Below are 20,959 nucleotides of genomic sequence, written 5' to 3'. Positions count from 1 at the left end.
GGGAACAAGTATTGGTCTCTCCTCTACAATAGGAGCTTTTTTTGTGTTTGTAAACTTAAAATTACAATATATTCCATTCGTGCAAGGCTACTGGGTCTGACCCCCCAGTTATTTCCTGGAACGTTTTTCTGTTGACTCGAGGGGGATTCCCTTGTAGACTACTAAATAAGGTCTTTATCACTCTATCACATTAGCGAGATAAAGCGAAACCGGGAATTTTGTAATTAAATCCTCAAAAAATGTCAGGGGAAAATGCGAACGATACATAAGGCATAAGAAATGTGAGGCTTGATTGGGTTCTCCTGGTAAGAAGACAGATAAGCTTTATGAGATAAGGAAGGTGGGCAACACTATGTCAAAGTTATTTATGTTCGAGAAACCGCTCGGGATGCGCGATACCCTGCCTGAGTTATATCAATTGAAAAGACAAGTGAAAGACGCTATATCAAGCGAGGTGTCTCTCTGGGGGTATGAACCAATTGAAACACCGACACTTGAATTTTATGAAACGGTAGGAGCCGCCTCAGCCACCCTTGACCAGCAGCTGTTTAAACTGCTTGACCAGCAGGGGAATACGCTCGTTTTACGGCCTGATATGACAGCGCCGATTGCCCGTATTGCAGCCTCTACTTTAAATCAAGCCGACCGGCCTTTAAGGCTCACTTATGACGCGCCTGTATTCAGAGCCCAGCAGCGTGAAGGCGGAAAACCGGCAGAATTCGAACAGGTAGGAGTGGAACTGATTGGCGACCAGTCAAGCAGTGCAGACGCGGAAGTGATTTCGCTTATGATGGCCTCACTTGAACGGGCAGGGACCGCCTCTTACCGGATTGCTGTAGGCCATATTGGTTTTGTGAATGCTCTTCTTCGTGAAGTGCTTGGAAATGACGACCGCGCCGGACGGTTCCGCCGTTATTTATATGAAAAAAATTATGTAGGCTTCAGACAGGAAGTTGAAAAGCTCCCGCTCTCTTCTATTGATAAGCGGCGGCTCTTCCAGCTGCTCAGATTAAAAGGCGGTCCGGAAATCCTCAGTCAGGCAGATGAGCTTGTGGAATCCGCTGAAGCGAAAGAGGCTCTTCAGCAGTTGAATAACTTAATTTCTATTCTTGAATCTTACGATCTCTCAGACAAACTGATTATTGACTTAAACCTGGTAATGCATATGAGCTATTATACAGGCACCGTTTTTGAAGCATACAGTGAAGGTTTAGGGTACCCTGTCGGCAGCGGGGGCAGGTATGACCAGCTGCTCGACCAGTTTGACCACCACGAACCGGCTACCGGGTTCGGGCTTAGACTTGACCGCCTGACTGAAGCGCTCGGGAAAGAAAAAGAGCCGCTTACAAAAGACACGTGTCTTATTTTCAGCCATGACCGCCGAAAAGAGGCCATGCAAAAAGCTAAACAGCTTCGCCAGGATGGACAGGCAGTTGTTATGCAGGAACTGACAGGGGTTAAAGATGTGGATGCCTACTCTGCGCAGTTCCAGGATGTTATTTACTATATTGGCACCAATGGGAATGGAGGTGCGTCTAAATGAGCAATGAAAATCTGACTGTGGCGATGCCAAAAGGCCGTATTTTTGACGAAGCAGTGGAGTTACTAAGAAAAGCAGGATATTCTCTCCCGCCGGAATTTGAAGAATCCCGAAAGCTGATAATAGAAGTGCCTGAGGCAGGCATGCGATTTATTCTTGCCAAGCCAATGGACGTTCCGACTTATGTGGAACACGGCGTAGCGGATGTCGGGGTCGCTGGGAAAGACGTGATGATAGAAGAAAAACGGGACATTTACGAAGTTCTCGACCTTAAAATCAGTGCATGCTATATGGCGGTGGCCTCTTTGCCGTCTTACAACCCGAATTCTGAAGTAGCCCCTAAAATAGCTTCAAAATATCCGAACCTGACGAGCGAGTACTTCCGCGAGCAGGGAGAACAGGTCGAAATTATAAAGCTGAATGGTTCAATTGAGCTCGCACCGATTATCGGACTTGCGGACAGAATAGTTGATATTGTTTCTACAGGCCAGACATTGAAAGAAAACGGACTTGTGGAACTTGAAACAATGATGCCTATTACGTCACGTTTTATCGTGAATCCCGTCAGTTACCGGACAAAATCTGCTGAAATTGATGAGATGGTCGACCGGCTGGCTGACGTGATTGCTGCAAAAGAAGGGAGAGAGTGACCCGATGAAAATTATCCCGCTCCGTGAAGATGTGTCTTTAAAACGGTCAATTGACCAGGGGACAGAAAAACAGCGCCAGTCCGTTGTTTCCATCTTACAAGATGTTAAAGAAAGAGGAGATGCTGCACTCAGGCATTATACTAACGAATTTGACGGTGTGGACCTGCCGGAAACCCGTGTTTCTGCTCAGGAAATAGAAGAAGCTTATACAGCTGTCAGTGACGAAACCTTGGAAATTATTCGTGAAGCGATCGATAATATCCGTGATTTTCACGAGCGTCAGGTCCAGCAGTCGTGGATTACGACGAAAGAAGACGGTACCATGCTTGGCCAGAAGGTCACTCCCCTTGATGCAGCAGGTGTCTATGTGCCTGGGGGACGGGCAGCCTATCCATCCTCGATTATTATGAATGTCGTTCCCGCCCAGGTCGCTGGGGTCAGGCGGATCGTTATGACTTCTCCGCCACAGAAAAACGGCAAGCTGTCTGATATTGTACTTGTTACAGCCAATGAGCTGGGAGTAAAAGATATATTTAAAACAGGCGGAGCACAGGCTGTCGGTGCGTTAGCTTACGGAACGGAAACCATTGACCCTGTTGATAAAATCGTCGGCCCGGGAAACATCTTCGTCGCTCTGGCGAAACAGCTTGTCTTCGGGACAGTTGATATCGATATGATTGCAGGGCCAAGTGAAGTGGCCGTTCTCGCTGACAGGACAGGGAAGCCGTCTTACATAGCCGCTGATCTTCTCTCCCAGGCAGAACATGATCCAATGTCTTCTGCTGTCCTTGTCACTGACAATAAAGAGCTGGCCGAAAAAGTATCTGAAGAAGTAACAAAACAGCTTGAAACACTGCCGAAAAAAGACATCGCAAAGGCATCAATTGATGACTACGGGGCTGTATACGTGGCGGAAACGATGGAACAGGCTGTCGAAGCGGTCAATGAGCTGGCTGCCGAGCATCTCGAAGTACACACGGAAGATCCCTGGGCCATCCTTCCGCAAATCCGCCACGCAGGAGCAATTTTTCTTGGCGAAAACAGTTCCGAGCCTGTCGGAGACTATTTTGCAGGCCCAAACCATGTCCTGCCGACCAACGGTACAGCACGGTTTTCCAGTCCGTTGAATGTGGAAGATTTCACTAAAAAATCGAGTATCATTTCATACAGCAAAGAAGCCGTCAAAAACAACGGAAGAAAAATAGCTGCTTTTGCCCGGCTTGAAGATTTAGAAGCCCATGCAAGGGCCGTGGAAAAACGAATGGAGGAATACAATGACTAACCGCCAGGCATCAAAATCACGTAAAACAAATGAGACAGATATTCAGCTGGATTTTTCAATAGACGGTGAAGGAAATGCCGATTTAACAACTGACGTGCCGTTTATGACACATATGCTTGACTTGTTTACCCGCCACGGCTTGTTTGACTTATCATTAACAGCCAAGGGTGACACGGAAATAGACGACCATCATACAACAGAGGATATCGGCATTGTGTTAGGCGAAGCTTTAAAAGAAGCCTTGCAGGATAAAAAGGGTATTCGCCGCTATGGCAATGCGTTTGTTCCAATGGATGACTCCCTTGCCCAAGTCGTCATTGACTTAAGCAACCGGCCCCACTTTGAGCTGCGCGGGGATATTCCTCAGGCGAAAGTCGGTACATTTGATACAGAGCTTGTAGAAGAGTTTTTATGGAAGCTTGCTCTGGAAGCCCGAATGAACCTGCACGTGATCGTCCATTACGGGACGAATACGCACCATATAATTGAAGCGGTCTTTAAAGCACTTGGCCGGGCCCTTGATGAAGCGACTCAGCTTGACCCCCGGGTTAAAGGAGTCCCTTCAACGAAAGGAAGTTTATCATGATCGGGATTATTGATTACGGGATGGGCAATCTGCACAGTGTAACTAAAGCGCTGGAGCGGCTTGGCCATCAGCCGTTTTTATCAGAGGAGCCAGAAGAACTGGCAAAAGCATCCAAACTGATTCTTCCCGGGGTCGGATCATTCAGGGACGGAATGGCAGAGCTGGACAAGAGGGGTCTGACCCCTTTTGTTAAACAGTGGGCAGCGGATAATAAACCCATTTTCGGAATTTGTTTAGGAATGCAGCTCCTGTTTGAAGAAAGTGAAGAAAACGGTAAAACCCAGGGCCTCAAAATTCTCCCGGGGCATGTCCGCCGCTTTAAAAACGGAGATTATAAAGTGCCTCATATGGGGTGGAACAGACTGAATTTCGAGCAGCCTGAGCACCCTGTTTTGGATAAAGTTCCTGACGGCCACGTCTATTTCGTGCACTCTTACTTTGTCCAGGAAGGATCACCGGAAATACTCGTGGCAACTGCGGATTATGCCGGAGAGAGGGTGCCGGCGGTCGTCGGACGGGGTGAAATATGGGGAGCGCAGTTTCATCCTGAAAAAAGCAGTGTCCTCGGTATGCGAATGCTGAAAAATTTTATCGACAAAGAAGGAGTGGCGGACAATGACTGACTTTACTATTTATCCGGCAATAGATATTCGCGGAGGAAAATGCGTCCGTCTTCTTCAGGGAGATTATGATAAAGAGACAGTTTACGGCGATTCTCCGTTTGCGATGGCTTCAAGCTTTGAGAAAAAAGGCGCGAAGTGGATCCATATGGTGGATTTAGACGGAGCTAAGAAAGGAGAGCCTGTTAATCACACAGAAGTTCTCCGGGCTGCTTCCGAATTGGACGCCAGCGTACAGGTGGGCGGAGGCATAAGGACCCCGCAGGATGTGAAGACGTATTTGGAAGCGGGCGTCTCCCGTGTCATACTGGGCAGTTCGGCTATCTCGGACCCAGGGTTTGTTAAAGAGATGCTTAATGAGTATGGAGGCGCACGCATTGCTATCGGAATTGATGCACGTGACGGTTATGTGGCCACACACGGCTGGCTCCAGACATCAGAAGTGAAAGCTGAAGAACTCGGTGCTGAGCTGGCGGCACAGGGAGCAGAAACATTTATCATGACGGATATTTCACGTGACGGGATGATGTCAGGACCGAATGTGGAAGCTATTGCGAACCTCGGTCAAGCGACAGGCAAGCAAGTAATTGCTTCAGGCGGAGTGAGCAGTATGGGTGACTTAAAAGAACTGATCAGCCGGAAAAATGACGGCATAGCCGGAGCTATTATCGGAAAAGCATTATATACTGATAAAATCCGACTTGAAGACGCTGTAAGGGAGGTGCGCGGCTAATGCTTACAAAGCGTATTATTCCGTGTCTTGACGTCAAAGAAGGCCGGGTAGTAAAAGGCGTGCAATTTGTTAATCTCCGTGATGCCGGTGATCCGGTTGAACTTGCAGCTTTTTATGATGAACAGATGGCCGATGAATTGGTGTTTCTTGATATTTCTGCTTCCCATGAAGGCAGGGAAACAATGGTCGATGTGGTGGAAGAAGTCGCTGGAAAACTTGCTATTCCGTTTACTGTAGGCGGAGGGATAAACACAGTGGCCGACATGAGACGCATTCTCCGGGCCGGCGCAGATAAAGTGTCCCTTAATACAGCTGCCGTCAAACGGCCTGAACTGATCCGTGAAGGGGCTGATTTTTTTGGAACCCAGTGTATCGTCGTCGCTATTGATGCGAAGTGGGACGATGAGTTGTCTTCCTGGCGCGTATATACGCACGGCGGACGTACGCCAACTGACCGGGAAGTAACGGCGTGGGCGAAAGAAGCAGTGGCCCAGGGAGCGGGGGAGATTTTACTGACAAGTATGGACGAAGACGGCGAAAAGTCAGGATTTGATGTGTCCCTTACGAAAACTGTCAGTGAAGCTGTGTCTGTACCAGTCATTGCCTCTGGAGGAGCCGGTAACCAGGAACATTTCTATGAGGTGTTTACCGAAGGGAAAGCTGATGCAGCACTTGCCGCCTCCATTTTTCATTATCGTGAAACATCTGTAGCTGAAGTGAAGAAGTATTTAAAAGAGAAAGGGCTGGAAATTCGATGACCGAACTGTCTTTTGATAAAAACGGGCTCATCCCGGCAATCGTGCAGGACCATCAGTCAAAACAGGTCCTGACACTGGCGTATATGAATGAAGAGTCACTGAACAAAACAATGCAAACAGGAGAAACGTGGTTTTACAGCCGTTCCAGGCAGGAGTTATGGCATAAAGGAGCGACCTCCGGAAACACTCAAAAAGTTCACGAAATAAGGTATGACTGTGACCAGGACGCACTGGTTATCCTTGCTGAACCGGCAGGTCCCGCCTGCCATAAAGGAGACTACAGCTGTTTTTCAGAGACGCTCTGGACAGCCAGCGATGTGAGCGGCCCTGCAGATGCTTCAGAGGAAGAGAACTCTTCTTCAACAGATCAACAGGGCAGGTTTGCTATTTTCAATGAACTGGAGAGTGTTATTGCAGCCCGAGAGGCGGAGCGCCCTGAAGGCTCTTACACGACTTACCTGTTTGAGGAAGGCGTCGATAAAATTCTGAAAAAAGTCGGCGAAGAAGCGTCAGAAGTGATTATCGCTGCTAAAAACAGAGATAAAGAAGAGTTGACTTGGGAAAGTGCCGACTTACTGTACCATTGGCTCGTTCTTCTGCGTGAACAAAACCTTCCTATTGATGACGTTCTTAGACGGTTAGCCGACCGCCATTCCGGTAAAAAATAGCAGCCAGTCTTTTTAATGACAAAACCCTGAAGCAGCTTTCCGCTGCCTCAGGGTTTTAGTGTTGTATGGCTTTGTCAGGCGTTTTTACCGAGTTCGGCTTCTTCAGAGTGTTTCTTAATGAGATCAGCAGTGAGCTGGCCTGAAAGAGTTACCATCGGTACCCCGCCTCCCGGGTGGGTAGAACCGCCGGTAAAATAAAGGTTTTCGTAAACCGAGCTTTTTGAAGGGATTTTAAACCCGCCATTCGTCCCTTTATTAGAAGCGATCCCATAAATTGAGCCGCCAGTTGCACCGTATAACTCTTCAAGAGTATCCGGCGTAAATTCATACTCAAATTCTATCGAATCACGCAAACCTTCCATGCCCATCCGTTCCAGCTTATCAAGGATGACTTCCCGGTATTTATCCCAGTCAGCTTTTTTCTTCATAGCCGTCTTAGGAGGCACATGGGTCAGCACGAATAAATTCTCTTTGCCTTGAGGCGCCTGGCTTGGATCCGATTTAGAAGAAACACCAATGTAGACAGTCGGATCATCCGCAGGAACTCCTTTCTCAAATATCTGCTTAAATTCCTTTTCAGGATCTTCAGAGAAAAAGAAATTATGGTGCTTGAGATTTTTAAACTCTTTGTTGACACCTAGTAATAGAACTTGCCCTGAAACGGTCGGATCGAACGTTTTTGTAAGCTGTTTTATTTCTTTTTTAGTACGGCTGTTTTTAGGGAGGAGCGTTTTATACGCCGGAATGACTTCGAGATTCGACACTACTACATCTGCGTCAAAAAACTCGCCGTCTTCGGTGACGACGCCTTTAGCCGTTCCTTCTTCTTCCACAACGTGGGAAACGGGGCAGTCTGTATGAACCTCTGCCCGAAGTTCATCGAGTACAGCTTTCATGCCTTTAGCAATGTTGTACATCCCGCCTTTAACATAGTATATTCCAAGGCCGAGCTGGACGTAGACAAGCTGGTTAAGTATGGCCGGGGCCTGATAGGGATTAGAACCGACATACATAACGAAAAAGTTGAAAAGCTGCTCCAGATGCTTGTTTTTAAAATGCTTCTTTGTTCCGTCTGCTACTGTATGGAAAGGGTCCATCGCAAGCAGTTCTTTGAGTGTATGCTGGGCTTTTAGTTCTTTTAAACCTGTAATGCTCGTCTTGTAAAAACTTTTCATACAAATATCATACATATCCTGTGAATATGCAAGGAATTTCATAAACGACGAATCAGGATCAGGCTTTACTTTCCGCATTTCTTCCAGCATTTCCGGCAAATCGGATAACACATCAATACTTGTTCCATCCTCATAAAACGTCCGCCACTGCGGTTCAATACGTTCTATCTCAATGTAATCTTCCAGCTTTCTATGGACGCTTTCAAAAAGCTGCTCAAGAACCCATGGCATCGTTAAAATAGAGGGACCTGTATCGAAAGTATATCCTTTTCCTGAGCGGCGGTTTAACTTTCCGCCTATGTTTTCATTTTTCTCCAGGACAGTTACTGCGTAGCCGTCTCCTGCCAATCGGATTGCAGAAGAAAGACCGGCAAGTCCTGCCCCAATCACCACAGCTTTCTTTTTATGCTGCATGACATACACCTCCACTAATATAAAATTATGAAATAATCAGTATAAAAAAGGGATGAGCCGGTATCGTGAACCAGCCCAGTCTTTATACTCTTCACCGAATGTTTCTGTCAGCATTTTTTCTTCCAGTCTTATACGTCTAAGTAAAAAAGGCATAAAAACAATAAATATAAGTAACAGCCCAGCTATGCTCCCCATAGATGTACTAATTCCAAGGAGGATAAGAAATAATCCGGTATACAATGGATGACGCATCATGCGGAAAGGACCCGAGCTGACGATCGTATCCTCTTCCGCCACATTAACATGGCGTGTGAACTGCTTTCCGAGCTTAATTATTCCCCAATAACGGAGTCCCGTCCCGGTCCCGTAAATAAGGAGGCCGCTCCATAACACCAAGGAAGACTCTATAAGCCAGATATTCAACTCCTTGGAAAAGACGGAGGCAGTAATGACTGCCAACACTGAAAGAAGAATTCCTGAAAACGTAAAGGTTTCTTCAGATTTTTTCGTCCCGCCTGGTTTCCGGTTTCTAAAGACAATAAATTCAGCGAGCCAGATAAAAGTAATAATGAAAAAAATAATGTTATGAATAGTCATTTCTATCCTCCCTGTTTTTATACTCAACGGAAAATTCAGTCTGTGAAAGAAATAAGTATAAAAAAGTATAAAGATTATGGCGGAATTTGGCGGTAAGCTTTTAATACCAGGCGGTTTAAGGGAAGATAATAAGGCGAAACTGTTAAAAGACTCTAATATAGTTAATTACCCTTTCAAAAAATTCTTAATCTTATATTTTAATGCTTCTTATTCGGATAAAAGCCGAGCCGCGTTGTCCGTTCATTGTCTCCGTGTTATACTTCAACTAGGTCAAGCGAAAATTGGAGAAAAAAGTCAAATTAACGTATAGAATTTTTTATAAATGAAATGGAGGCACGTTGAATGCCAGGTATAGAAACGAAGGAAAAAAAGGGACAGGTCATTCCTTTTATACAGGATGGCGGTTACTTTTATAAAAAAGGAATTGAAGCATATCAGAATCAGCAAATTGAACGTGCTGTACAATATTTTAAACGGGCGATCCGTGTTGAACCGGAAGAACCGGTATTCAGCTGCCAGTTGGCTATTGTTCTATCTGAAAGAGGAGAATATGAAGCCTCGAATGACTATCTCACTAAAATAAAGACTGATATTGATCCTTCGATGAGTGAATGCTATTTCTTTCTGGCTAATAATATGGCACATCTCGGAAAGCTGGAAGAAGCTAAAGAGAATCTTGAGGTATATTTAGAAATTGACGAAGAAGGCGAATTTTCCGAAGACGCGGAATCCCTTTTGGATATGGTTAATAATCAGCTGGGGGAATCTGGAGAGAAGGATATGCCAGCCAAAGAGAAGCTGGATGATTTTCACTTTATCGGCCTTTTGAACAGCGGCAAATATGCTGAAGCCGAAGAAGAGGCAAGAAAGCAGATGGCGGCAGTCCCATCACACTGGAATCTTTATGTGTATCTGGCTGAGGCTTTAATGTACCAGAACAGGCAGAAAGAGGCTGAACAAATACTGAAAGATTTATTAATTAAAGATGAACCCAATTTCTTAGCGCAGTGCCAGATGGCCGTCCTTCTTTACCAGAATAATGATCCTCAGGCGTCCGTGTGGATCCGTAATATCATTAATTTAAGGCCGATGGATCACTTTCACTGTTACTTTCTCGGCAGAAGCCTCCTGTTTGCAGGGGAGTACCAGAAAGCGTATGAATGGTACGCTAAGCTGCTGAACAAAAAACTTCTTCCTGGATTCCATGATTTTAACCACCAGCTGGCGTTACTATCATGGCATACCGGTAATAAAGAAGCAGCAAAGAAACTGTGGGTAAGCATTGAGGCGGATGAACCGGAAAAAAAGCAGCTGACTCAAACGTTTATAAAAGAAATAGATAACGGAAACGAGCCGCCCCGTGATATTAGCCGGTTTCTTTACCGGTGATTGTGTATTGGGAAGTTTAACAGGCTGGGACAAAAGAATAGGAATCTAAATGACGTCCGGACAAAATCAATGAATTTTGTTCGGATGTTTTTAGATGTGATTTCAGTCCGTCAGGTGGGTGCTCGCCTTTTTGTTTTAAGGTCATACGCAAGCTGTGGGCTGAATCAGGGGGATCTCCGCTCGTGCATATAAAAAAAGGCTGCCTCAAAGTCAGACATTTGGGCAGTCCCTGTTTTATGAGTGAACCTTCTGTATACCGTTCTTTTACACTTTTATTATATAGTTTAACGGCCATTCCTCTGTCCCTTTCTTTACCGTCCTGTATTTCCCGCGGTTTCCCCGTTTCCTTCTTCCGGCTCTGTTAAGTCGTCTTTTAGTTAATTTCCCTTTATTATTTCCTCTGTTAACATTTTGAGCTTTCCGTTTTCCTGGTCTCTTCTTAGCTTTATCGGGAGCTTCACTCGTGGTTTGACTCTTAGTCACTTCTTGATTCGGATCTTTACCCGACTTTTGAAAACTGTTCATTTCATTAGGTGAAATTGGATTTTGAAAAGTATTGTTTTTGATATCGGAACTTGTTTGAGAACCCGGAATCGTACACCGGTTAGTTCCTTCAGACTTTTTTTTGGCAGACATTTGGAGTTTTTCCTGCTCAAGCCAGAAATCCAGTTCGGGAGTATCCCATTCCTTATAAGTTTCAGGGGCAATTACTTTAACCTGCTCTATAAAGGAGAGGAGGAAATGTCTTTCGGCCAGGTTTTCAAATAATTCAACAGGTATCTTTTGGTCGCGCGCAAACGAGTAGACATGATCAATCACTTTAAAGCCGTTTGCTGTCATGATCGTATGGCGAAGCGGCGCATCAATCTGCTTGAAGCCTGCCTTTTTCATAGTGGTCAGGATGTTCAGCAACCCTTCCGCCACTTCTTTTGAAAGTAAGCGCTGCTTTTTGAGATAACTGTTTAAATCCGGTCCTAAAAGATATTCCATAACAGTATAATTCGAATCTGTCTCGTATACTTTCGGTATGAAGGACAGGTTTTGGGAGGACAAAAGGACTTTCTGCTCCTGTTCCGCATGATTAGTTTTTCCGTATATTTTTACGCATTTATCCTCTTCAATCCGGAAAACAGCGCCCTGATGACCTTTGCCGACAAAAGGAAGTGAAATGGAACTGTCGAATTTTACACCTTGGCCTGAGCCTCCGGACTCTATCGGTATATTTCTGAAGTCAATTTTATTTCTGTCATAATAACTCTCCCATTCTCTAAACATCTGCGGTTCAAGTTTTTCCACGTGCATTAAAAAAGACTCTTTTAATAGAATTAAATTCAGATCTCTCAATAATTTGAGCGGAACCGGGTGGTCTCTTTTAAAGGCGTTTACATGGTCTATTACTTTAAATTCTTCATTCTCCATCACAAATATATGGCGTAAAGGCGCATCAATCATAGTAAAGCCCGTTTCTTTCATCTGTTTCAATATGGTGAGAAGCTTTTTGGCAGTGGATTCCGGCATAAACATCCCATTTTTCAAGTAAGCCTTTAAATCGGGGCCGTCAAAATACTCCATCACGATGTAATTTGCCCCTGTTTCATAAACTTCCGGCATAAAAGATAATTGTCTGCCTGCTTCTATAGCTTCCTGCTCCATTTTAGCCTGCACCGGGTCTATAAACAGTTTGACACATTTTTTTTCAGACAATTTAAAGACAGCCCCCTGGCTTCCTTTTCCTGCGAGCGGGTAAGAAGTAGGGTTATCAATCTCTAAGTCTTTTTCTCCTTTTCTTACGGAAATGGATTTAAAATCATCCATAGTTACCACCTTCCTGTAATCATTGTGTTCACGCTTATTTCTTTCTCAAGATTTCATCGTAAAATTCAGCCTGCTGGCGAAGCTGTTCTTTCTGGTCAAACTTTTGTTCAATTTTAAGACGGGCAGCATCAGTGAATGTTTTCCATTTTGTTCTGTCTGTCAGCATAAACTCAAGGGCCTCGGCCAGTTCATCCACGCTGTGTTCCTGAACGAGTATGCCTTCTTTGTCATGTGTAACTAACTCAGGAATACCGGCATGAGAAGTTGAAATGACCGGTAAACCAAAAGCCATCGCTTCTTTAAGTGTATTAGGGATTCCTTCCACATCTCCATTTGACGCCTCACAGCTGGCCGCACAAAACAAATCCGCCTTTCTCATATGCTCGTGTAATTCATCTTTTGGCAGATGCTTTAACAGTTGAAAAGAGTCTCCAAGATTTAGCTGAGTGGCTAAAGAGGCGATATATTTTTCGCATTTCCCGCTTCCTATCAGCGTCAGTTTAGCCTGAGGAAACTTATCTCTTATTTTATTGAATGCTTCCATTAAAATATGGTGGCCCTTCTTTTCTACCATTCTTCCAATGGATAAAATGTTGGCGGAAGACTCTCTGTAAGTTGGCTGATAAGTGTACTTACCGAGATCTACTCCTCCATACAATACTTTCATCTTTTCTGGAGGACAGCCCCAATTGGCAATTCTTTCTCCCAGATAATTGCATACGGGGAAGAAACTTTCACCTTCTTCAAACAGTTTTCTCATATTTGGGAGATAGCCAGCACGTTCTTCAGCCAGGGTCGCGTCCACCCCGCGTATGCTCGTCACGAGAGGAAGGTTTGTTTTCTTTTTAAATGGCATTAATAGTAAACCAAGCTGCCCGTGATGCGCATGCAAAAGTGAAATATTATATTTCCTGATGTGTTCTTTCGGGGATAATATTTCATTCAGGTAATGAACTTTTTCATTTAACAAAGACATATCCGTCATATATTTCGGCTGTCGGACCGAGTGGATGTAATCATACCCGGGCACTTCCCTGATCTGAGGGATATACTGGGTGGGATCCACTCTTAAATTTAAGTGCAGAACAGTAGGCATAAGATCCTGCTCCTTTCAAAATTTATAATTTTCCAGGGTTTCCAATTATGCTATGCACAGCATCTTGAATAAGCGTGGACAGCCACACACTAAAGACAAATTAGTAAAAAAATTTTCTGGTTTCCTTATTAATAGTGAAATCCGTTGACACAAAGGTGCCCGGCTTAATCACTATGATTAAGCCGGGCGCTTTGTTTTTAATAGAAACAGTTTTAAGCAAATTTCTCTTAAACCACTAAAATAGATTAACCGGACAGGTTAAGTGCCGTTTCCAATAGAGGATCTGACCATATATTAAAAGCATAACGCCGGGAGGAGGGATAAGGACATGAAGGTATTATTCATAGGAATGGGATATGTCGGCACGACTACCGGGCTGGTCCTTGCTGAGCATGGCCATACCGTTACAGGAGTCGATATAGATCAAAAAAAAATAGATTCATTAAACCAAGGTAACGTTTATTTCTATGAGCCCGGCTTGCAAAAAATTCTGAGCAGTCATTTAAATAAAAACGTCTTTTTTACAACTGACCTTAAAAAAGCTGTCGAACAGAATGATCTTATTTTTATTACAGTCGGTACTCCGTCACTTGCTAACGGAAGTGCTGATCTGAGCTATGTGAAAGATGCTGCAAAGATGATAGGCAAATATATAAACTCAGAAAAGACAGTCGTCCTAAAAAGTACGGTGCCAATTGGAACAACAGAGAAAGTACAGAATTGGATAGAAGAGGCCGCTCAAAACAGCTCACCCGTTAAAACAGTTATGAATCCTGAATTCTTAAGAGAAGGAAGCGCCTTGGAAGATGCCCTTCATCCAGACCGTATTGTCATAGGAACCCATGACCGGAAAGCAGCCAATCAGCTGCGTATGCTTTATCAAAACTGGTCATGTCCGGTAATTGAAACAACCCCAAAAGCTGCTGAAATGATTAAGTATGCGTCAAATTCGTTTCTTGCTGCTAAAATTTCTTTTATTAATGAAATGGCCAAACTGTGTGACAAACTTCAGGTCAATATTCAGGACGTGGCACACGGAATGGGGCTTGATCCCCGGATTGGTCCTCACTTTTTAAAAGCAGGGCTGGGATACGGCGGATCATGTTTTCCTAAAGATGTTAAGGAATTAATCTATACAGCTGACTCCTGGGAAAGCCCATTGGAAATCTTGAATAAAGTAGATGAAATTAACAGGAACCAGGGCGGCTATTTCATTGAAAAAATAAAGAAAAAACTGGGTTTTCTAAAAGGGAAAAAAGCAGCGTTATTCGGTTTAGCTTTTAAACCTCATACAGATGATACACGGGAATCGGTTTCTTATTTAATAATGGAACGTTTGCTGGAAGAACATGCTGAAATTAATGTTCATGACCCTGTTGTTAAACTATCTTCTGATTGGACTGACCAGGGAGTTAAGCAATTTAAAGACCCTTATAAAGCTGCAGAATCGGCGGATGTTATTCTTATTTGCACTGATTGGCCCGAGTACGAAGAACTTGACTGGGCTAAAATATGCCAGCTCGTTGGCAGTCCTAATATATTTGACGGGCGGAATGTCATGAATGCCAGCAAAATAAAAAAGCTGGGCTTTTATTACGAAGGAATCGGCTATTTTTAATCAGCTGATGCAACAAAAATAAAAAAGGAGATTGAAGTTATGAAAGGTTTAATTCTCGGGGCAGGCAAAGGAACGAGGTTAAGGCCTTTTACTTATACGCAGCCGAAACCATTATTGCCTGTCGCTAATCAGCCAGTGATCCTTTATGGACTAACTCAGTTAATGAAGCTGGGAATTAATGAAATCGGGATTGTTATTCATCCTGAACAGGAAGAGTCCTTCAAACAAGTTTTAAAGTCAGTCAATGACCCGGATTTAACGGTCACTTATATTTATCAGACAGAACAAAAAGGGATTGGGCACGCAGTAATGCAGGCGAAGTCTTTTATTGGAAAACACCCCTTTGTCCTGTTGCTGGGAGACAACTTAATCTGTGAACCGCTGCTGGCTTTAAGAGATCAATTCAATAAAAAAGGTATTCACAGTACCGTTTTAGTTAAAGAGGTCAGCCATCCGGAAGATTACGGCATTGCTGAAATAAAAGATAAAAAGATTGTTAATTTAGAAGAAAAACCTTCTCGCCCTAAGTCTAATTTAGCTGTAATAGGGGCTTATATATTTACTCCGTATATATTCAAAGCTATTCAATCTATTGAACCTTCTGCAAGAGGTGAATATGAAATTACTGATGCTATACAATGGCTCATTGACCACGGGTACCGGGTTAACTATGTCATAACGGGGAAACCGGCCTCTGATGTAGGCACTGTAGAAAGATGGCTTGAAGCTAACAAATGGATGCTTCAAATGGAAAACAAAGAAGGTTTAAGCGAGGTTAAAGAAAAAGCTCAAGACTCGATTATTATTCCTCCTGTAAAAATCGGCAAAAACTGTGAAATTAAACAGTCCGTCATTGGCCCCTATGTCTCTGTTGATTCTGGTGCGAAGATCGAAAAATGCAGCATTAGAAACAGTGTGGTGTTAAAAGGCGCCCGGTTGGAAAATGTTCCTTTTGAAATTTCAGACAGTATCGTTGGAGAGGGAGCGAGTGTGTCTGGTAGCCGTGATGCTGAGTCGCATATAAGCGGAATATTCCCGGATAAGTCTTCCGTCATTATCCCGGATAAACAAACAACTTTTAAGAAGAAAGAGGGAGGAACATGAAAAAGGCGATCGTAACGGGGAGTGCCGGTTTTGTCGGTTCAACACTTACGGAGCGTTTATTAAAGGAAGGCTACACGGTAACCGGGATAGACTGTTTGACGGATAATTACGACAAAAGCATAAAGTTGAAAAATATAACTCCCTTTAAACATCACAAAAACTTTAAAATTATTAATAAAAACCTTCTTGAGCTTGATCTGAAAACCCTGGTAAGTGACCATGATTATGTGTTTCACCAGGCGGGACTGCCGGGAGTCAGGAAAAGCTGGGGGGAGGATTTTCTCCAGTATGTCAGCCATAATATATATGCCACCCAGAAAATACTTGAAGCTGTTAAAGGCAGTCGCGTTAAAAAGATGATTTACGCTTCCTCTTCCTCCATTTACGGCTCCATGAACGGTCCGACCGGGGAAGAAAAGCTGCCCGCGCCGTTTTCGCCGTATGGAGTCACGAAATTATCGGCCGAGCATTTGTGTCACTTATATTATCAAAATTACGGCATACCAGTCGTTTCATTAAGGTATTTTACAGTATTCGGACCGAGGCAGAGGCCTGACATGGCAATTCACCAGTTTATAAGAAATACACTTGAAGAAAAACCAATCACTGTGTACGGAGAAGGGAAACAAACGAGGGATTTCACTTATATAAAAGACGCTGTTGATGCAAATATGAGAGCGATGGCGTTCGGGAAGTCGGGAGAGGCATATAATATTGGGGGAGGATCGCGGATCGGTTTAATGGATCTTATCACATTGATTGAAAGTGCCAGCGGTAAGAAGGCAAAAGTCATTCATACCCCCGCGCAGCCTGGCGATGCGGCGCATACGTGGGCGGATATTTCGAAAGCTGAAAAAGACTTCGGTTACTGTCCGGTATATTCTCTTGAAAAAGGGCTCTATCATCAAACCTCCCACATTCGTGCTCTTTATAATTTATAGACTAAACAATGTCCTTCTGCCTTCCGGCGCCTCCCCCTGTCTTTTTAAACTTTTAGATAGTTAATTTTTATAGTAGATAAAATTCTAAGGTTTCCGCCTGGAATGGCCATTAACAGCGCTTTTTTTGGCCTCCTGGCTTAATCTCTTCCATCCCTGATATATACCCCCTTAATTTAAACCTGCCTCTTCCGCATATTTAAAATATTCTTCAAAGAAGTTCGGTTTGTATCCTTCCCATGGTTTTTTATAAGTCGTAAAATGAATAATAGAGGGTTCTATTTTAAGGTCGCTGTAACGGAATACTTGATAATTCCACGCCGGGTCTATTTTCAGCCATTTATTGTGAAGCAGGGCATTTAAAGGATCCTGGCTGCAAAGTTTAATTTTTGAATGATTTTTTTTAATATAATGCAAAAGATGCTTCGTCATGTTTTTTTCTCTCCACTTTTTCAGGTTAATTAACAACACCCCGGCATTAAAATACTTTGATGTTTCGGGGATGGAGAGATCCTTAAACCTGTGCGTGAGCCCCGGATTTTCCACTGCCCCTACGATATTGTTGCCGAGGTCGTGGTTCCATAAATCAGTAACATCCCCTTTGACGACCATGTCACAATCTAAATAGAGCGCTTTTTGAATGGTTTTATCCAGTATGTCAGGAATAGAAAACCGGTAATAGGTTTCTTTAGTCAAGTGACCTGAAGTTTTTAATTGGCTGTAGCGTGACGAGTCAATTTTTAAAAACTTCACCTCACTTTTATACGGCTGGATGGCCTTTGTTATTTTTCTTTTATTTTGGAAGGTGAGACGGCTGTCAATGATATAAATTTTAACAGGCATGTCACTCGTTTTATTCTTCAGCAGTGAATATAACATGACCGCCAGCGGTTCGGCATATTTGTTATTAGCTGCTGTCACAATGTGGATCGTTTCCATAAATGCCTCCTGTCTGGAAAAAGTCTAGAAAACAATTTGTTAACCTTTTTTTATTAATTTTTCAATTTTTAAATAGCCGTCTTCTTCTTTATAAAATACCGGTTCATACTCGTTCCCCCACTTTTTTAAATAATGTTCAATAACTTCTCTTCTTAAATAGTTCCTTTTTTCAATGTTGTTAGAAGTGGATAATTGCGAGCGGTGTTTCGTCCGGTTATATAAATAGCGGTCAATGTAAAACCACGGATATTTCTCCATGAGTTTAAGGCAAATTCTCCTGTCTTCCATTATTCTCCCGTCAAATTTATCGCTGGTGTCCCATCCGCCTACGTCCAGTACAGCGTTAGTCCGGTAACACCTTGGACTGATTATATAAGTCAGGTAGGTCAGAAAATCATACCTATCTTTAAACTGCCTGTGGCTGACTTTCTTTTTAACTTTCCAGCGGCCTCTTTCTTGAACGTGGATAGCTGTATTTGCATAAAATAAAGCTGTATTTTCGTCAGCTTCCTGAATAGCTTTCGTAAAATGTTCCAGGGTTGATTTGTCCAGCCAGTCATCTGAGTCAAGCTGAATAAAATACGGTGTGCTGACGGTTCTGACTGCATGATTCATCACTTGTGAGATGCCGACGTTCTTACTTAGCCTTTTAAAAGTAATTCTGGGGTCTTTTTTAATTAATTTTTTTAAAAAGAGAGGTATATCCTGGTCGGAAGCATCGTCGATAATAAGCATTTTCCAGTTTTTCTCCGTCTGGGTCATAACACTTCTGATTGCAGTGTCAATCATGCGCCACCGGTTGTAAGTGGGAATAACAACCGTAAATAATGGATTACCCATAATAAAACCATACCTTTCACCAATCGTTAGTTAAGATTTTCGCTTCCTGAAACGAAAATCAACAACATAGTTTAACAAAACCAAGATTTAAAGAAGCTTTTAAGCATAAATCAGTTATTAAAAGAAGTCCCTAATTTTTCTAAATCAGCGAGAAGTTCTTTTGCCGTCCGGTACCTTTTTTCCTTACTGGGATGAATGCCTTTTTCTATTATTTTTTTTGCCAGAGCATCTTTTAAAGGGAGGGAAGCGACAGCCAGATCTTCAATATAGTCATTGCTCGTATCATTAGTGATCAGCTTAATACTCATATATACGGCTCTGTAAAGGTCTTTCACTTCTCCCCGTTTTTTTGAAGCTCTCCCAAAGTCAATGATTTTAATAGTGCTATGTTTATCAATCATTACATTTTTTAAATGAATATCGTTATGGTAAATCCCTTGTTTATGCAAGTCACAAAGGCCTTTGACAACATTGGTTGTGATTTTTAAAGCTTTCCGTTCATTTAGACTGCCGGATTTCACCAGATATTTCTTTAAAGAATATCCGTCGATGAATTCCATAACGAGGTGAGGTTTCTTATTTATAACAAAGAAGTCATAGCAAATTGGCAAGAAGGAGCTCTTACCATAACTCTTCATTATTTTATATTCATACTTCGCTGTATCCAGTGACTTGAATACTTTTACAGCTACTGTTTTCTTTCTTACCAGATCGAACCCGGTATAAATGTGCCCGTTTTTTCCATTATCTTCAGGCTGCCGTTTAATCATATAAGGATGTCCCTTAATTTTTTCCACGGTCCCCACTCCTTCTGCTCCTATGTATATTCCAGGAGCCCTTAATCGTTTGGGTGTTTGCCACTGCTAAAGTGAAATATCTTACCCGCTTTGAAAACCGGCAAAGATTCGTTCATGGTTAAAAAGAATGGCATGGGACGGGGGAATATGTTTAAACTACAATTAGATAGGATAATCATGGGGTAGTGTGAGCAAGTTTTTGGACATTGCCTCTGTTTTTGAATACTATAGACGTGGAATTAAAATTATTTTTAGTAAAAAGTCGCTAGGAGTGAAATCATGAGCGAAGAAAAAATTTATGATGTCGTAATTATTGGTGCAGGACCGGCAGGTATGACAGCGGCTGTTTATACTTCCCGTGCCAACCTGTCAACAGTGATGCTGGAGCGAGGAATGCCGGGAGGCCAGATGGCAAATACGGAAGATGTGGAGAACTATCCAGGCTATGACAGTATTCTCGGCCCGGACCTTTCCACGAAAATGTTCCAGCATGCTCAAAAATTCGGTGCAGAGTATGCGTACGGAGATGTAAAAGAAATCATTGACGGAAAAGAATATAAACGGATTATTACCGGCAATGGTGAGTACAAAGCCCGCTCGATTATCATTACTACCGGGGCCAAGTATAAAGAACTTGGTGTGCCGGGGGAAAAAGAACTGGGAGGAAAAGGCGTTTCCTACTGTGCCGTATGTGATGGAGCTTTCTTTAAAAACAAAGAGCTTGTCGTAGTAGGCGGCGGCGACTCAGCCGTGGAAGAAGCCGTTTATTTAACACGATTTGCGAGCAAGGTAACGGTTGTGCACCGACGTGACGAGCTGCGTGCCCAGAAGATTTTGCAGGACCGGGCTTTTGACAATGATAAAATTGACTTTATCTGGAGCCATGTGGTCAAAGAAATTAATGAAGAAAACGGTAAGGTTGGAAGTGTGACTCTTGTGAATAAGAAAGACGGGTCTGAACGTGAATTCAAAACAGACGGTGCATTTATTTATATTGGCATGCTGCCTATTAATGAACCGTTCCTTAACCTTGGCATTACGAACGAAGATGGTTATATTGAAACAAATGAAGATATGGAAACGAAAATTCCCGGCATTTTTGCAGCTGGAGACATCCGTGAAAAAATGCTGCGGCAAATTGTCACAGCAACAGGCGATGGAAGTATCGCTGCACAGACGGCCCAGCATTATGTTGAAAATCTCGAAGAAGAACTTAAAAACGCAAAAAAAGTATAAGCCATTAAAGAGGCTTAAACAAAAGAACAGGCCTTTAAAGACATCCGGACAATACATGTTGTTCGGATGTCTTTTCTTTGCGACGAGTAAGCGCAGGTGCACAGGCTGAAAATCCACTTTTCCGAAGCAATCCTTCGGGAAAATTTATGTGCATGTGAGGGCAA

Annotated in this window: 20 protein-coding genes; 13 read left to right on the top strand and 7 right to left on the bottom strand. The window is 43.2% G+C overall.

Going from position 1 to position 20,959, the window contains the following annotated elements:
* The first annotated feature begins 352 nt into the window (after nt 1–352).
* Genes BMW59_RS20485 through hisIE form a run of 8 tightly spaced genes read left to right on the top strand, consistent with a single transcriptional unit; the run spans nt 353 to nt 6,837 of the window.
* Entirely contained in the window at nt 353–1,543 is a 1,191-nt protein-coding gene (locus BMW59_RS20485; protein ID WP_093056073.1) for an ATP phosphoribosyltransferase regulatory subunit, read from the top strand.
* Nucleotides 1,540–2,190 carry an ATP phosphoribosyltransferase gene (hisG, locus tag BMW59_RS20480; protein ID WP_093056071.1) on the top strand — a complete coding sequence of 217 codons (651 nt, stop codon included), beginning with the start codon at nt 1,540–1,542 and terminating at the stop codon, nt 2,188–2,190. Before BMW59_RS20485 ends, hisG begins: the two co-directional genes overlap by 4 nt.
* A gap of 4 nt (nt 2,191–2,194) precedes the next feature.
* Nucleotides 2,195–3,472, top strand: a complete 1,278-nt coding sequence (hisD, locus tag BMW59_RS20475) for a histidinol dehydrogenase (protein ID WP_093056069.1) — start codon at nt 2,195–2,197, stop codon at nt 3,470–3,472.
* The gene (gene hisB, locus BMW59_RS20470; RefSeq protein ID WP_093056067.1) at nt 3,465–4,058 is read left to right on the top strand and encodes an imidazoleglycerol-phosphate dehydratase HisB; all 594 of its coding nucleotides are present in this window, start codon (nt 3,465–3,467) and stop codon (nt 4,056–4,058) included. Before hisD ends, hisB begins: the two co-directional genes overlap by 8 nt.
* Nucleotides 4,055–4,681 carry an imidazole glycerol phosphate synthase subunit HisH gene (gene hisH / locus BMW59_RS20465; RefSeq protein WP_093056065.1) on the top strand — a complete coding sequence of 209 codons (627 nt, stop codon included), beginning with the start codon at nt 4,055–4,057 and terminating at the stop codon, nt 4,679–4,681. The genes hisB and hisH overlap by 4 nt, the downstream gene beginning before the upstream one ends.
* Nucleotides 4,674–5,411: a 1-(5-phosphoribosyl)-5-[(5-phosphoribosylamino)methylideneamino]imidazole-4-carboxamide isomerase gene (hisA, locus tag BMW59_RS20460; RefSeq protein WP_093056063.1), complete on the top strand. Its 738-nt coding sequence runs from the start codon at nt 4,674–4,676 to the stop codon at nt 5,409–5,411. Before hisH ends, hisA begins: the two co-directional genes overlap by 8 nt.
* A complete protein-coding gene (gene hisF, locus BMW59_RS20455) occupies nt 5,411–6,169 on the top strand; it encodes an imidazole glycerol phosphate synthase subunit HisF (protein WP_093056061.1) in 759 nt (252 codons plus the stop codon). Before hisA ends, hisF begins: the two co-directional genes overlap by 1 nt.
* On the top strand, nt 6,166–6,837 hold the full coding sequence (gene hisIE / locus BMW59_RS20450) for a bifunctional phosphoribosyl-AMP cyclohydrolase/phosphoribosyl-ATP diphosphatase HisIE (RefSeq protein WP_093056059.1): 672 nt from the start codon (nt 6,166–6,168) through the stop codon (nt 6,835–6,837). Before hisF ends, hisIE begins: the two co-directional genes overlap by 4 nt.
* A 74-nt stretch (nt 6,838–6,911) precedes the next feature.
* Here hisIE and BMW59_RS20445 read toward each other — a convergent pair whose 3' ends face one another.
* Both BMW59_RS20445 and BMW59_RS20440 read right to left on the bottom strand, forming a co-directional pair.
* Nucleotides 6,912–8,426, bottom strand: coding sequence for a phytoene desaturase family protein (locus tag BMW59_RS20445; RefSeq protein ID WP_093056057.1), 1,515 nt, complete (start codon nt 8,424–8,426; stop codon nt 6,912–6,914).
* A gap of 36 nt (nt 8,427–8,462) precedes the next feature.
* A complete protein-coding gene (locus tag BMW59_RS20440) occupies nt 8,463–9,023 on the bottom strand; it encodes a methyltransferase family protein (protein ID WP_093056055.1) in 561 nt (186 codons plus the stop codon).
* 342 nt (nt 9,024–9,365) lie between these two features.
* On the opposite strand from BMW59_RS20440, the gene BMW59_RS20430 reads away from it, so the two are divergent.
* The gene (locus BMW59_RS20430; RefSeq protein WP_093056051.1) at nt 9,366–10,412 is read left to right on the top strand and encodes a tetratricopeptide repeat protein; all 1,047 of its coding nucleotides are present in this window, start codon (nt 9,366–9,368) and stop codon (nt 10,410–10,412) included.
* 264 nt (nt 10,413–10,676) lie between these two features.
* Here BMW59_RS20430 and BMW59_RS20420 read toward each other — a convergent pair whose 3' ends face one another.
* Nucleotides 10,677–12,227, bottom strand: coding sequence for a hypothetical protein (locus BMW59_RS20420; RefSeq protein ID WP_177174455.1), 1,551 nt, complete (start codon nt 12,225–12,227; stop codon nt 10,677–10,679).
* A 34-nt stretch (nt 12,228–12,261) separates the two neighbouring features.
* The gene (locus BMW59_RS20415; protein WP_093056047.1) at nt 12,262–13,323 is read right to left on the bottom strand and encodes a glycosyltransferase; all 1,062 of its coding nucleotides are present in this window, start codon (nt 13,321–13,323) and stop codon (nt 12,262–12,264) included.
* A gap of 328 nt (nt 13,324–13,651) precedes the next feature.
* On the opposite strand from BMW59_RS20415, the gene BMW59_RS20410 reads away from it, so the two are divergent.
* Genes BMW59_RS20410 through BMW59_RS20400 form a run of 3 tightly spaced genes read left to right on the top strand, consistent with a single transcriptional unit; the run spans nt 13,652 to nt 16,986 of the window.
* On the top strand, nt 13,652–14,941 hold the full coding sequence (locus BMW59_RS20410; RefSeq protein WP_093056045.1) for a UDP-glucose dehydrogenase family protein: 1,290 nt from the start codon (nt 13,652–13,654) through the stop codon (nt 14,939–14,941).
* A 39-nt stretch (nt 14,942–14,980) separates the two neighbouring features.
* Nucleotides 14,981–16,045: a glucose-1-phosphate thymidylyltransferase gene (locus tag BMW59_RS20405; RefSeq protein WP_093056043.1), complete on the top strand. Its 1,065-nt coding sequence runs from the start codon at nt 14,981–14,983 to the stop codon at nt 16,043–16,045.
* Nucleotides 16,042–16,986: an NAD-dependent epimerase/dehydratase family protein gene (locus BMW59_RS20400; RefSeq protein WP_093056041.1), complete on the top strand. Its 945-nt coding sequence runs from the start codon at nt 16,042–16,044 to the stop codon at nt 16,984–16,986. Before BMW59_RS20405 ends, BMW59_RS20400 begins: the two co-directional genes overlap by 4 nt.
* A 168-nt stretch (nt 16,987–17,154) precedes the next feature.
* Here BMW59_RS20400 and BMW59_RS20395 read toward each other — a convergent pair whose 3' ends face one another.
* The 3 genes from BMW59_RS20395 to BMW59_RS20385 form a co-directional block, all read right to left on the bottom strand.
* The gene (locus BMW59_RS20395; protein ID WP_093056039.1) at nt 17,155–17,922 is read right to left on the bottom strand and encodes a glycosyltransferase family 8 protein; all 768 of its coding nucleotides are present in this window, start codon (nt 17,920–17,922) and stop codon (nt 17,155–17,157) included.
* Nucleotides 17,923–17,961: 39 nt separating this feature from the next.
* Nucleotides 17,962–18,762, bottom strand: a complete 801-nt coding sequence (locus BMW59_RS20390) for a glycosyltransferase family 2 protein (RefSeq protein WP_093056038.1) — start codon at nt 18,760–18,762, stop codon at nt 17,962–17,964.
* 110 nt (nt 18,763–18,872) lie between these two features.
* Nucleotides 18,873–19,559 (bottom strand): protein kinase domain-containing protein, encoded by a 687-nt coding sequence (locus BMW59_RS20385; RefSeq protein WP_093056036.1) that lies wholly within the window; start codon nt 19,557–19,559, stop codon nt 18,873–18,875.
* Between the two features lie 279 nt (nt 19,560–19,838).
* Here BMW59_RS20385 and trxB point away from each other — a divergent pair, with 279 nt between their 5' ends.
* Nucleotides 19,839–20,795 carry a thioredoxin-disulfide reductase gene (gene trxB, locus BMW59_RS20380; RefSeq protein WP_093056034.1) on the top strand — a complete coding sequence of 319 codons (957 nt, stop codon included), beginning with the start codon at nt 19,839–19,841 and terminating at the stop codon, nt 20,793–20,795.
* Nucleotides 20,796–20,959 lie beyond the last annotated feature (164 nt).

The organism is Salipaludibacillus aurantiacus (assembly GCF_900111295.1).
GTDB classification, from domain to species: Bacteria; Bacillota; Bacilli; order Bacillales; family Salisediminibacteriaceae; genus Salipaludibacillus; species Salipaludibacillus aurantiacus.
The sequence above is the reverse complement of the archived record's forward strand: the minus strand, read 5'-3'. Positions and strand labels throughout refer to the sequence as shown.